At 69.4% G+C, this 12,752-nt stretch carries 10 protein-coding genes; 6 read left to right on the top strand and 4 right to left on the bottom strand.

Going from position 1 to position 12,752, the window contains the following annotated elements; all coding sequences use genetic code 11:
• Positions 1-206 precede the first annotated feature (206 nt).
• From WAE60_RS01570 to WAE60_RS01550, 5 genes are all read left to right on the top strand, one after another.
• Positions 207-2,015, top strand: coding sequence for a HAMP domain-containing methyl-accepting chemotaxis protein (locus WAE60_RS01570; protein WP_337684576.1), 1,809 nt, complete (start codon positions 207-209; stop codon positions 2,013-2,015).
• Between the two features lie 35 nt (positions 2,016-2,050).
• Positions 2,051-3,748: an ATP-binding protein gene (locus tag WAE60_RS01565; protein WP_337684575.1), complete on the top strand. Its 1,698-nt coding sequence runs from the start codon at positions 2,051-2,053 to the stop codon at positions 3,746-3,748.
• Between the two features lie 88 nt (positions 3,749-3,836).
• Positions 3,837-5,471, top strand: coding sequence for an NAD(P)/FAD-dependent oxidoreductase (locus tag WAE60_RS01560; protein ID WP_337684573.1), 1,635 nt, complete (start codon positions 3,837-3,839; stop codon positions 5,469-5,471).
• 100 nt (positions 5,472-5,571) lie between these two features.
• Positions 5,572-7,284, top strand: a complete 1,713-nt coding sequence (locus WAE60_RS01555) for an ATP-binding protein (RefSeq protein WP_337684571.1) — start codon at positions 5,572-5,574, stop codon at positions 7,282-7,284.
• A 58-nt stretch (positions 7,285-7,342) separates the two neighbouring features.
• Positions 7,343-8,011, top strand: a complete 669-nt coding sequence (locus WAE60_RS01550; protein WP_337684570.1) for a phytanoyl-CoA dioxygenase family protein — start codon at positions 7,343-7,345, stop codon at positions 8,009-8,011.
• Here WAE60_RS01550 and glyS read toward each other — a convergent pair.
• From glyS to WAE60_RS01530, 4 genes are all read right to left on the bottom strand, one after another.
• On the bottom strand, positions 8,008-10,161 hold the full coding sequence (gene glyS, locus WAE60_RS01545; protein WP_337684568.1) for a glycine--tRNA ligase subunit beta: 2,154 nt from the start codon (positions 10,159-10,161) through the stop codon (positions 8,008-8,010). The genes WAE60_RS01550 and glyS overlap by 4 nt on opposite strands.
• 4 nt (positions 10,162-10,165) lie before the next feature.
• Complete coding sequence (locus tag WAE60_RS01540) at positions 10,166-11,077, bottom strand: glycine--tRNA ligase subunit alpha (RefSeq protein WP_029913212.1); 912 nt, start codon at positions 11,075-11,077, stop codon at positions 10,166-10,168.
• An 86-nt stretch (positions 11,078-11,163) separates the two neighbouring features.
• Entirely contained in the window at positions 11,164-11,547 is a 384-nt protein-coding gene (locus WAE60_RS01535) for a hypothetical protein (RefSeq protein ID WP_337684564.1), read from the bottom strand.
• A gap of 84 nt (positions 11,548-11,631) precedes the next feature.
• A complete protein-coding gene (locus WAE60_RS01530) occupies positions 11,632-11,982 on the bottom strand; it encodes a DMT family protein (protein WP_029913207.1) in 351 nt (116 codons plus the stop codon).
• Positions 11,983-12,304: 322 nt separating this feature from the next.
• Here WAE60_RS01530 and WAE60_RS01525 point away from each other — a divergent pair, with 322 nt between their 5' ends.
• The gene (locus WAE60_RS01525) at positions 12,305-12,643 is read left to right on the top strand and encodes a P-II family nitrogen regulator (RefSeq protein WP_007665036.1); all 339 of its coding nucleotides are present in this window, start codon (positions 12,305-12,307) and stop codon (positions 12,641-12,643) included.
• Positions 12,644-12,752 lie beyond the last annotated feature (109 nt).

Here is a 12,752-nt window from a genome sequence, read left to right as displayed (position 1 = left end):
GAACAGATTGAATGGATCGAAGTCATGGTTCTGCCCCGTGAACACGAGGACAAGTACCCAGAGGCCCTGAAGCACCCCTTAAAGTTCTGGAGGCGCGGCTTTTTGTCTCAGTTCGACGATTTAACACGACTGACGCGAATGGCGAAGACGCCGTTAACCCCACTGGCGGAACATGTTCGCACTTGGATACGACGCAGGGGTCGGCAATGCTTCGGACGATCAACCACAAGGTCATGGGCGCGGGCGCGGCCGTCATGGTGCTGTGCACCGCCAGCGCCGGCGCGGGCCTGTGGTCCACCACGCGTCTGGACGCCGCCCTGCGCGACGCCAACGTCTCGGCGGCCGTGCTGCGCAACCACATGGAAGCCGACATGATGCACGACGCCCTGCGCGCCGACGTCCTGTCGAGCCAGCTGTCGGACGACACCGGTTCGGGCGTCGACATCGCCGAGACCCGCAAGGACCTGACCGCCCACGTCGCCAACTTCCGCAAGGCGATCGCCGACAACGACGCCCTGGCCACCGACCCAGCCAGCCGCGCCGCCCTGGCCGAGCTCAAGGCCCCGCTCGACACCTACATCAAGTCGGCCGGCCAGATGGTCGACCTGGCCGCGACCGACCGGACCCAGGCCATCGCCGCCATGCCGGGCTTCATGAAGCAGTTCTCGACGCTGGAAGGCGCGATGAGCCAGGCTTCCGACAAGATCGAGGCGGCCTCGAACGCCGCCGCCGTCCGCGCCAATGCCGTGGCCCGGTTCTCCGAGATCCTGATGACCGCCGCCGTGGTGGCCGGGATGATCTTCGCCGGCATCCTGATCGTGATCTCGCGCGCCGCCATCGTACGGCCGGTGCTGAACCTGGCCAACGACATGCGCCGCCTGGCGGCCGGCCAGAACGACATCACCGTCTCGGGTTCCGGCCGCGCCGACGAGATCGGCGAAATGGCCAAGAGCGTCGAGGTGTTCCGCCAGTCGGGCATCGAGCGCGCCCGCCTGGAGGCCGAGGCCGCCGGCTTCCAGCAGGAGCTGGACCGCAAGCTGCGCGACATGGAGGCCGCCTTCGAGCTGGCCGGCCGCGAGCAGAAGGCCGTCGTCGACGTCATGGCCAAGGGCCTGTCCAGCCTGGCCGGCGGCGACCTCTCGACCCGCATCGCCGCCCAGGTGGCCAGCGACTACATCGCGCTGAAGAACGACTTCAACGCCGCCGCCGAGGGCCTGGAGAACGCCATCCGCACGATCTCGGGCGTCGCCTCGCAGATCGGTTCGGGCACCCAGGAGATCGCCCAGGCCTCCAACGACCTGTCGCGCCGCACCGAGCAGCAGGCCGCCAGCCTGGAAGAGACCGCCGCGGCCCTCGACGAGATCGCCGCCACCGTGCGCCAGACCGCCGACGGCGCCACCCGCGCCACCACCGAGGTCGCCTCGGCCCGCACCGACGCCGAGCGCTCGGGCCAGGTGGTCGGCCAGGCCGTCGCGGCCATGGGCGCCATCGAGGATTCCTCGCGCCAGATCACCCAGATCATCGGCGTCATCGACGAGATCGCCTTCCAGACCAACCTGCTGGCTCTGAACGCGGGCGTCGAAGCCGCGAGGGCCGGCGACGCCGGCCGCGGCTTCGCCGTCGTCGCCCAGGAAGTGCGGGCCCTGGCCCAGCGCTCGGCCGAGGCGGCCAAGGAGATCAAGACCCTGATCTCGACCTCCACCCAGCAGGTCGAGACCGGCGTGGACCTGGTCGGCCAGACCGGCGAGGCCCTGGGCCGCATCGTCGGCCGCGTGGCCGCCATCGACGACCTGGTGCGCCAGATCAGCTCGTCCAGCCAGGAACAGGCCTCGGGCCTGGCCGAGGTCAACACCGCCGTCAACCACATGGACCAGGTGGTCCAGCAGAACGCCGCCATGGTCGAACAGGCCACCGCCGCGACCCATTCGCTGAAGGGCGAGACGGCCCAGCTGGTCTCGCTGGTCGGGCGCTTCAAGATCGGCGGCGAGCGCGAATCCCTGCGGATGGCGGGCTAAACGGTCGCTGCGGCCAAGAGCCGCGTACGCCGCCCATGGCGCGGAAAATCAGCTATGCCGGAGGCATGGCGTGGCTCAATCCCCCTTCCCTGACGCGCGGGTTGCGGTCGATCCACTGGATCGTCGGAGCCAGCATCATTCTGGTCGCCGTTTCCGTGGTGGGCAGCCTGGTCCTGATGCTGTTCGCCGCCCGCTCGCTGGACCACATGGAAAGCCAGGACGAGCACGAGCTGGTCCAGCGCACGATCCAGCGCGACCTCAACCGCATGGCCCGCGACCTGACCTCGGCGACCGTCTGGGACGACGCCGCCCAGGCCATGGGGCCGCCCGTCGACCGAACCTGGGCCGACGTCAATTTCGCCGAGTACTACCACCAGTACTTCGGGCACGACCTGACCTTCATCGTCCGCGACGGCCAAGTGATCTACGGCTCGCTGGCCGGCGCGCGGGTGTCGGCGACGGCCCTGGGCGCCCTGCCCCACGACGCGGCGCCGCTGATCGCCGGGGTCGCCGCCAAGGCCGGCGCCGCCCACGCGGCCAAGCGCTTCAGCCTCGAAGGCTCGACCTCGAAAGGCGGCCTGGTCCGTTCCGGCGACGAGATCTACCTGGTCGTGGCCGCCGACGCGATCGCCGAGACGCCTCGCATGGCCCAGCTCACCCAGGACATCCCGCCCGCCGTGGTTGTCACCGCGCGCCGGGTCGGCGCCGGCTACACGCGCGGCCTGCAGAACGACCTGGGCATCGAGGGCCTGACCCTGAGCGCCGCGACCGCTCCCAGCGTGTCCAGCGTGCCGCTGATCGACATTTCCGGCCGCCCGGTCGGGTCCCTGACCTGGCCGGCGCGCGATCCGGGCATGTCGCTGCTGAAGGCCGGAGCGCCCTGGCTGGCCCTGGGCTTCGTCATCCTGGCCGCCGCGGCGGTCGTGCTGCTGCTGCGCGTCGCCGACGCCCTGAACAAGCTGGCCGCCAGCCAGCGGGCCATGATCGCGGCCAAGGAAGAGGCCGAGGCCGCCAACGCCGCCAAGACCCAGTTCCTGGCCAATATGAGCCACGAGATCCGCACCCCGCTGAACGGCGTGCTGGGCATGACCCAGGTCATGCAGGCCGACCAGTTGCCCGAGCGCCAGCGCCACCGCCTGGACGTGATCCGGCATTCGGGCGAGGCGCTGCTGACCCTGCTCAACGACATCCTCGACATGGCGCGGCTGGAAGGCGGCGGGGTCCGGCTGCGCGCCGAACCGTTCGAGCCGGCCGCCCTGGTCGAGGCGACCTGCGCCCTGTTCTCCGGCGCCGCGGCCAACAAGGCCATAGCCCTGTCGTTCGACCTGGCCCCCGGCTGCGAAGGGACCTGGATCGGCGACCCGATCCGCCTGCGTCAGGTGCTGGGCAACCTGGTCGCCAACGCCGTGAAGTTCACCCGCCAGGGCTCGGTGCGGATCGTCGTGTCGCCCACCGAGACCGGGCTGCGGTTCGAGGTCCGCGACACCGGTCCGGGCATCGCGCCGGAGCACCGCCCCAGGCTGTTCAAGATCTTCTCCCAGGTCGACGGCTCCTTGACCCGCGCCCACGAGGGCTCGGGCCTGGGGCTGGCGATCTGCCACGACCTGGTCGCTCTGATGGGCGGCGTGATCGGCGTCGAGAGCGTCCCGGGCCGCGGCTCGACCTTCCATTTCGACGTGCCGCTTCAGCGCGCGTGGGTCGAGCGCCCCGCTCTGCGCGTGGTCGGCGGGTAGACAGGGATGGACTGCCCCTAGGGCAGTTCCGTAGCCTCCACTCCACCGGTCGCCCTCAGGGGCGGAAACAAGAACCGGGGAGGAAACCATGGCGTCAGTAACGACCGCGAGCGCGGCCGCTCGCGAAGCCGTCCGCACTCCCGCCCACGCGCCGCTGGACGCCGTGGTCGTCGGGGCCGGCTTCGGCGGGCTCTACATGGTCCACCGGCTGCGTCAGGCCGGCCTTTCGGTCCAGGGCATCGAGGCCGCCGGCGACGTGGGCGGCACCTGGTGGTGGAACCGCTATCCCGGCGCCCGCTGCGACATTCCCAGCCTGCTCTATTCCTACACCTTCTCGGACGACCTCCAGGCCGAATGGCGGTGGACCGAGAAGTACGCCACCCAGCCCGAGATCCTGGCCTACGCCCGGCACGTAGCCGACCGCTTCGACCTGCGCCCGTCCTTCCTGTTCGAAACCCGCGTGGTCTCGGCGATCTTCGACGAGGACGCCAAGCTCTGGCGGGTGACCACCGACAAAGGCGACCAGATCACCGCCCGGTTCTGCGTGATGGCCACCGGCTGCCTGTCGGCCCCGCGCGGCCTGGACCTGCCCGGCGCCGAGACCTTCCAGGGCAGGACCCTGGTCACCGGCCTGTGGCCGCACGAGCCCGTCGACTTCACCGGCAAGCGGGTGGCGGTGCTCGGCACCGGTTCGTCGGCGGTGCAGTCCACGCCCCTGATCGCCGAGCAGGCCGACCAAGTCTACGTCTTCCAGCGCACGCCCAACTACAGCCTGCCGGCCCTGAACGCTCCGCTGACCGACGAGGAAGTGGCCGGCTTCCGGGCCAATTTCCCGATGTATGTCGAGCTGCTGCGCAGCGGCCAGCCGCCCCTGCCCATCCCGCCGGCCGACTACGTGCCCTCCGACGAGGAGCTGAACGCCCTGGTCGCCCAGCTTTGGAACGGCTGGGGCCTGATCTCGGCCGTGCAGATCCCCAACATCGTCCGCGACGAGCGGTGTAACCAGGCCGCCGGCGACTTCGTGCGGGCCCGGATCGCCGAGACCGTCAAGGACCCGGCCCTGGCCGAGAAGCTGACCCCGCGCGACTTCCCGATCATGACCAAGCGCGCCTGCGTCGACACCGGCTATTACGAGACCTTCAACCGCGACAATGTCGAACTGGTCGACCTGCGCGAGACGCCGATCGAGGCCATCACCCCGACGGGCGTGCGCACCAGCCAGCGGGAATACGCCGTCGACGTGATCGTCAGCGCCCTGGGCTTCGACGCCATGACCGGGGCCCTGCTGCGGATGGACATCCGCGGACGCGACGGCCGCCCGCTGGCCGAGGCCTGGGCCGAGGGTCCCAAGACCTATCTGGGCCTGGCCGTGGCCGGCTTCCCCAACCTGTTCACCGTCACCGGCCCGGGCAGCCCGTCGGTGCTGACCAACGTCCTGACCGCCTGTGAGCAGCACGTGGACTGGATCATGGACGCCATAGCCCACGTGCGGAGCACCAACGCCGCGACCCTGGAGGCGACCGCTGACGCCCAGGAGGATTGGGTCGCCCACGTCAACGACGAGGCCGACAAGACCCTCTTCCCCCGCGCGGCCTCCTGGTACATGGGCGCCAACATCCCGGGGAAGCCCCGGATGTTCATGCCCTATGTCGGCGAAGGCTATAAGATCCACTGCGACAAGGTCGCGGCCGAGGGCTATCCGGGATTCGCGCTGGGGTCCTGAGTCCGGGACCCGACTTAGGTGCGACTGTTTCGCAATTTAATTTGACCTGACGTCCCAGGCGTGACTGAACACGTTCGCTCGATTGCGGGAGGGCGAACGCGTGGCGTACGGGTCGAAATGGCTGGACGACGGCATGGACACCGTCACGGTCACCTCGCTGCCGACCCTGGGACTTCGCCTGCTGGGCTCGGCCTTCTGCGTGGTCATGGCCGGCGTCAATCTCGGCTGGGCGGTCACCCTGCCCTGGACCGCCGCGATGGTGATCGCCGAGGTCTCCACCTGGATCACCGCCACGCCCCAGCGACGGGGCCAGCGTCCCACCGCCCGCCAACGGCTGCTCTATTTCCTGGCGGTGGCGTGGACCAACCTCGTCTGGTGGACCTACGTGCTGGGGCTATGGTTCCTGGGCGGCCCGGCCATGCGCGTGGCGGCGATCCTGCTGCTGATCGCCCAGATGATCCACGGCCAGGCCTTCGCCTCGCGCTCCAAGCCGATGTTCATCATGATGGGCGGCGGACCGGCCCTTCTGCTGGTGGTCCTGTGCGGCTTCTTCGCGGGCTTCAAGGGACAGGAGCAGGCCTTCGTCGCCCTGGGGGCGGCGATCTCGGCCGTCTACAGCCTGCGCGCCACCCTGGCCAACCGCCGGCAGGCCGAGCTGCTGGAGACCTCGCGCGCCGAGGCCGTCGCCGCCAACCAGGCCAAGTCCTCGTTCCTGGCCCTGATGAGCCACGAGCTGCGCACGCCGATGACCGGGGTGCTGGGCATGGCGCGCGCCCTGGAGCTGGAGCGGCTGTCGTCGCGCCAGACCCAGCAGGTGCGCATCCTGCGCCGCTCGGGCGAGGGCCTGCTGACCCTGCTCAACGACATTCTCGACCTGTCCAAGGTGGAGGCCGGCAAGCTGGACTTGGAAAGCCTGCCGTTCGATCTGGCCGCCGAGGTCGAGCAGGTCGGCGAACACTGGAGCCAGGCCGCCGAGGCCAAGGGTCTGCTGCTGACCTGCGTCCTGGAGCCGGCCGCTCCGACCTGGCTGCTGGGCGACCCGACCCGGCTGCGCCAGATCATGATGAACCTGCTGTCCAACGCCCTGAAGTTCACCGAGGCCGGCGAGGTCCAGCTGGCGGTGCGCGTGGCCGACGACGCCGACGGCGTGGCCAGGCTGAAGATCGCCGTCTCCGACACCGGCGCGGGCATGTCGGCCGCGGACCAGGCCCGCCTGTTCGACGCCTTCGCTCAAGCCGACGCCTCGGTGGCCCGGCGCTTCGGCGGCTCGGGCCTGGGCCTGGCTATCTGCCGTCGTCTGGCGCGGATGATGGGCGGCGACATCGCCGTGGACAGCCGCAAGGGGCTGGGCTCGACCTTCACCGTCGACCTGCGCCTGCCGCGCTGCGAACCGGCGCCGAAGCCCGCCGATACGACGGCGAGCCTCGACCTGACCGGCTGCCGGGTGCTGATCGTCGACGACAACGCCACCAACCGCATCGTCGCCCAGACCCTGCTGGAGGCCTTCGGCTGCGCGGTGACCACGGCCGAGGACGGCTTCGACGCCCTGGCCCGCCTGCGGTTCCAGCGTTTCGACGCGGTGCTGATGGACATCCACATGCCGCGCATGGACGGCCCAGCCGCCCTGGCGGCGATCCGCGCCGGCGAGGCCGGCGACCCGGCCGTCCCGGTGGTGGCCCTGACGGCGGACGTCATGACCGCCAGCGTCCGGTCGCTGAAGGCGCTGGGTTTCGACGGCGTCCAGCCCAAGCCGATCGACCCCGAAGGCCTGGTGGCGACCTTGGCGGGACTGCGGACGAAGGCGGACGCCTAGGCGGGCGACGGCGCGCGGCTGGCGCGGAGCGGGCGCCAAGGCTAGGCTTCGAGCGCCCATGACCGATCTCGTCACGCCCACCAAGGTCGCCCCGCTGGAGGCGGCGCAAGCCGCCGCCCTCGACCGCGACGGCTATCTGCTGCTGCGCGGCGCCGTGCCCCAGGCCTGGCGCGAGAGCCTGCGCGCCGCCTTCGACGCCGGAGTGGGACCGCCGGAGCAGTGGGCCGTGGCGCGCGGCGCGGGCTGGCGCCACGCCTTGCTCGACCTGGACCCCGTGGTGCAGGCGACCTGCCGCCTGCCGCCCCTGCTGGGCGCCGCGGCGCGGATGCTGGACGGCCCGTTCTTCCTCAGCCAGGTCGAAGGCCGCGAGCCGTTGCCGGGCCAGGGCCACCAGGTCCTGCACCGAGACGGCGCGGGCCGGAAGGTCGTCTCGGCCTTGGTCTTCCTCGACGCCTACACGCCGGACAACGGGGCCACTCGGGTGGTCCCCCGTCCCCTCGACCAGGGCGAGCCGGACGAGACCCTGTCCCTCACCCTGTCGGGCGAGGCGGGCGACATCCTGGTGTTCGACGCCGACCTGCTGCACGGGGCGACGCTCAACCGCTCGGGCGCGCGGCGGCGCTCGCTGCTGCTGAGCTTCGTGCCCGAGGTCCATCGGGCCTCCGACGACGCCTGCCGGGCCATCCGCAGCGTGCGGATGGACACCAGCGAGGTCTTCGTCCCCTAGCCGCCGATCAGCGAGAAATCGGCCACCTGGCCCATGGCGTCGCGGACGGCGGCCAGGGTCTTCAGGCGACTGTCGCGCTCGGCGGCGACGTCCGAATTGACGAACACGCCGTCCAGGAAGGCGTCGACCGGACCGCGCAGCCCGGCCAGCTCCTGCATGGCGGCGGTGAAGTCCTCGGCCTTCAGGGCGTCGGCCAGCGGCTGGCGAACCAGCCGCAGGGCATCGTGCAGGGCTACTTCGGGTTCGGAGGCGTTGGGCAGGAGTTCCGCCTCGCCCTCGCCCTTCCAGCCCTTCTTCTCCTCGGCCTTGAGGATGTTGGACGCGCGCTTGTAGCCGGCCAGCAGGTTCTTGCCGTCGTCGGTCTTGAGGAACCCGTCCAGCGCCTCGACCCGGGCGACGATGCGCACCAGGTCGTCGTCGCCGAGCGCGAACACGGCGTCGACGAGATCGTGGCGCTTGCCCTGGTCACGAAGCATTACTGCCAACCGGTTGGCGAAAAACGCCAATAGATGTCCCGAAAGTGAAACTTCTGCTGACTCAACCGGACGCTCGTAAACGATCTCATGTCCTTCGGTGCGCCCCGCCGCCAGCTTCGCATGAGCGTCCCAAAAGGACGCATCAACTCCATGGTCGAAAACGAAACGCGCGTGCTTTGCGAGCAGGTCGCGCAGCGGGAGGCGTACATTATTTTCCAGGACAGGCCGCGCTACCCCAAGCGTTGCCCGGCGAAGCGCGTAGGGATCCTTCGAACCCGTGGGGACCTCGTTGATGGCCCAAAACTCCACCAGCGTGTCCAGCTTGTCCGCCAGGGCCACGGCCACGCTCAGCGGCGCGGTCGGCACGGCGTCCGACGGGCCCTGCGGCTTGTAGTGGTCGCGGATGGCGTCGGCGATCTCGGGGTCCAGGCCGGCGGCGCGGGCGTAGTAGCCGCCCATCAGGCCCTGCAGCTCGGGGAACTCGCCGACCATCTGCGAGGCCAGGTCGGCCTTGGCCAGGCGCGCGGCTTCCTTGGCCTTGGCGACGTCGGCGCCGACCAGCGGCGCGATCTCGCCGGCCAGGGCGACGATGCGCTCGACGCGCTGCGCCATGGTCCCGAGCTTGGCGTGGAAGGTCACGCCGTTCAGCTTCTCCAGCCACGGCTCGAAGCCGACCTTGACGTCCTCGTCCCAGAAGAACCTGGCGTCGGACAGACGCGAGCTCAGCACCTTGGCGTTGCCGGCGGCGATCACCGCCCCGCCGTCGGCCGACTGGACGTTGGCGATGGTGATGAAGTGCGGGGCCAGACCACCCGTCGCCGGATCACGGACCGCGAAATACTTCTGGTGGGTGCGCATCGAGGTGCGGATCACCTCGCCGGGCAGGTCCAGGAACGCCGGGTCCATGTCGCCCAGCACCGGGGTCGGCCATTCGGCCAGGCCGGCGACCTCTTCCAGCAGACCGAGGTCCTCGACCAGCTCCAGGTTCCGCGCGAAGCACAGGGTCTTGCAGCCTTCCAGGATGCGCGCCTTGCGCTCCTCGACGTCCAGCACCACGAAGTGCTCGAGCAGGCCCTTGGCGTACTCGTCGAAGTCGCGCGCCTTGAACGGCTGGCCGCCCCAGCCGAAGCCCACGCGCATGAAGCGATGGCCTTCGGTGATGTCGCCGGCCTCGATGCCCTCGATGGCGAACGGCACGACCTCGCGGTCGAAGACGCAGAGGATGCGCTTCAGCGGCCGCACCCAGCGCAGCTTGCTCGTGCCCCAGGTCATCGACTTGGGCCACGGGAAGCCGCGGATGATCGCTTCCACCATCTCGGCGACGATCTCGGTGGTCGGGCGGCCGGTCTTCTCGATGAAGGCCATCCAGACGCCGTCGCGCTCGACCAGTTGGTCCTGGGTCAGGCCCGCCTTGCGCAGGAAGCCTTCCATGGCCTGGGGCGGCGCGCCGACGCGCGGGCCCTTCAGCTCTTCCTTGCGGTCGGCCTGGGCGATCGGCAGGCCCTCGACCACCAGGGTCAGGCGGCGCGGGCCGGCGAAGGTCTTCAGGGCCTCGGGCAGGAAGCCGGCGGCGGCCAGGTGCTCGCGCGCCATCCGCTCCAGGTCGCGCGCGGCGCCGGCCTGCATGCGGGCGGGGATTTCTTCGGAGAACAGTTCGAGAAGCAGTTGGGGCATGACTTTACGCGGCTTCCTGCTGCTCGACCCAGGCGCTGGCGCACAGCTTACAGAGGTCGCGGATGCGGCCGATGTAGCTGGCGCGCTCGGCGACGGCGATCGCGCCGCGGGCGTTCATCAGGTTGAAGAGGTGGCTGGCCTTCAGGACCATGTCGTAGGCGGGCAGCACCAGGGACTTGCCCTGGTACGAGCGGGCCAGCATCAGCGGCACCTGCTCTTCCATGTCCTCGAACTGGCGCTTGAGCACGGCCACGTCGTAGCCGTGGAAGTTGGCCTCCGACTGCTGGCGCTCGTTCTCCAGGAACACGTCGCCATAGGTCAGGTGGCCCAGCGGCGCGTCGGGATCGTTGAACGGCAGGTCGTAGACGTTGTCGACGCCGAACACGTACATGGCCAGGCGTTCCAGGCCGTAGGTCAGCTCGCCCGCCACCGGCGAGACGTCTAGGCCGCCCACCTGCTGGAAGTAGGTGTACTGGCTGACCTCCATGCCGTCGCACCAGACTTCCCAGCCCAGGCCCCAGGCGCCGACGGTGGGGTTTTCCCAGTCGTCCTCGACGAAGCGGATGTCGTGGGTGCGCAGGTCCAGGCCGATGGCCTCCAGCGAACCCAGGTACAGGTCCTGCATGTTCGGCGGGTTCGGCTTCAGGATCACCTGGTACTGGTAATAGTGCTGCAGGCGGTTGGGGTTCTCGCCGTAGCGGCCGTCGCCCGGACGGCGCGAGGGCTGGACGTAGGCCGCGTTCCAGGGCTTGGGACCGAGAGCCCGCAGCACCGTGGCCGGGTGCAGGGTCCCCGCCCCCACCTCGACGTCGTGCGGCTGCAGGATCACGCAGCCCTGGGCGCTCCAGTAGTCGTGGAGCGTCAGGATGAGGTCCTGGAAAGACCTCGGTTTTTCTTGGGTTTTCGCGGCGGGCATCAGGGTCCGAACAGGGCCAGAAAAAAGTCGGCGGACCATAGGGCCCGCCGACTGACGCTTCAAGCTCGTTGGGACCGCTGAAGGGCCTAGTTGCCCTTGGCGGCGGTGTGACGTCCGGCGTTCGACAGCGGCGCGCCGTAGAGCTTGCGGTTTTCCGGGGTGTCGGCGACCGGCTGGTTGGAGACCACGTTCGGGTCGCCGGCCTTCAGACCGGCCTGCTGCTCGGCCGGCATCGACGAGACGCGGCCGGCCGTGTCGGTCGCCGCGCCGGTCGGAGCGACGGTCGACTCGGTCGTGGTGGTGGTCGTCGTGGTGGTGGCCGTCGGGTCGGCCGGCATCGTCTGGTCGGCCGGGGCGGCGGCGGTGGGGTCCGGGTTCACCGGCGCGCCGGCGGGGGCGGTGGACTGGGCCATGGCCACGCCGGACATCAGCGCCAGGGCGGCGGTGGCGGTAGCGATACGCACAAACATGGGGCTGATCCTTATTGAGGAAATACAGCCCAATCAGCGTCCAAAGCTTGAGTCCGTTGCGAGGATCACGGGTTCGTGAACGCTTTACTTGAAGAACATCACGATCGCCACGCCCACGAAGATGAAGCCGAAGCCGACCAGCGCCTTCCAGCTGATCGCCTCGCCCAGGAAGAACACCGAGAACAGCGTGAAGACGATCAGGGTGATCGCTTCCTGGCCGGTCTTCAGCTGAGCCGTCGTGTAGACTTGGTGGCCCAGCCGGTTGGCGGGCACGGCCAGCAAGTATTCCGGCAGGGCGATCAGCCAGCTGCTGAAGATGGCCACCAGCATCGTCGTCGAGCGATTCTTCAGATGGCCGTACCAGGCGAAGGTCATGAAGACGTTCGAGGCGATCAGCAGGCACCAGGGCGCGATCTTCAACCAGAGGGACGGCATGGGCGGCGGGAACTCCAAAACGCGATGCGGGGTCGGCGATTGTAAGCGCTTCGCGACAAGCTCGGCCACCCCGCCCTCCGCAGGGCGAAACGCCGCGTTTCCGTGCGCTCAACGTCCCTAATGCACGCTTTTTAGGCGCCGCGCCCCTTTCACCGCCAAATCCCGACCACGCGACAGTCATGTCCGAAGCGCGACCGATAGCGTGAAACCCGCCGGGGAAACGACGAGGACCGCTGGGTCCGCGTCGCGGTGCGAACGAGCAACGCGCTCTAAAGCCAATTTCAAGGGGAACCCGCGCAGTCGGCGGGTCGGAGCAAGGCGGATGAAACTGATCATAGCGATCGTCAAACCCTTCAAGCTCGACGAGGTCCGCGAGGCGCTCGTCGCCGCGGGCGTCGAAGGCCTGACCGTGTCCGAGGTCAAGGGCTACGGCCGTCAGAAGGGCCAGACCGAAATCTATCGCGGCGCGGAATACCAAGTGAACTTCGTGCCGAAAGTGAAGCTGGAAGCCGTGGTCGACGACGCGTCGGCCGCCAAGGCGGTCGAGGCGGTCAAGGCCGCCGCCGCCACGGGCAAGATCGGCGACGGCAAGATCTTCGTCCTCAATGTCGAGGAAGCCGTTCGCATCCGGACCGGCGAGACCGGCCCGGCCGCTCTGTAATTCGTCGGGGAAAAGGGGATACCAACGATGAGACTGACCTTTAAACCGCTGGCCGGGCTGATGCTCGCGGCGACCCTGGCGGGGGCCCCGCTGGGCGCCGTCGCCTTCG

Origin of the sequence: Caulobacter sp. CCG-8, from assembly GCF_037402475.1 — a bacterium.
Lineage (GTDB): Bacteria > Pseudomonadota > Alphaproteobacteria > Caulobacterales > Caulobacteraceae > Caulobacter.
The sequence above is the reverse complement of the archived record's forward strand: the minus strand, read 5'-3'. Positions and strand labels throughout refer to the sequence as shown.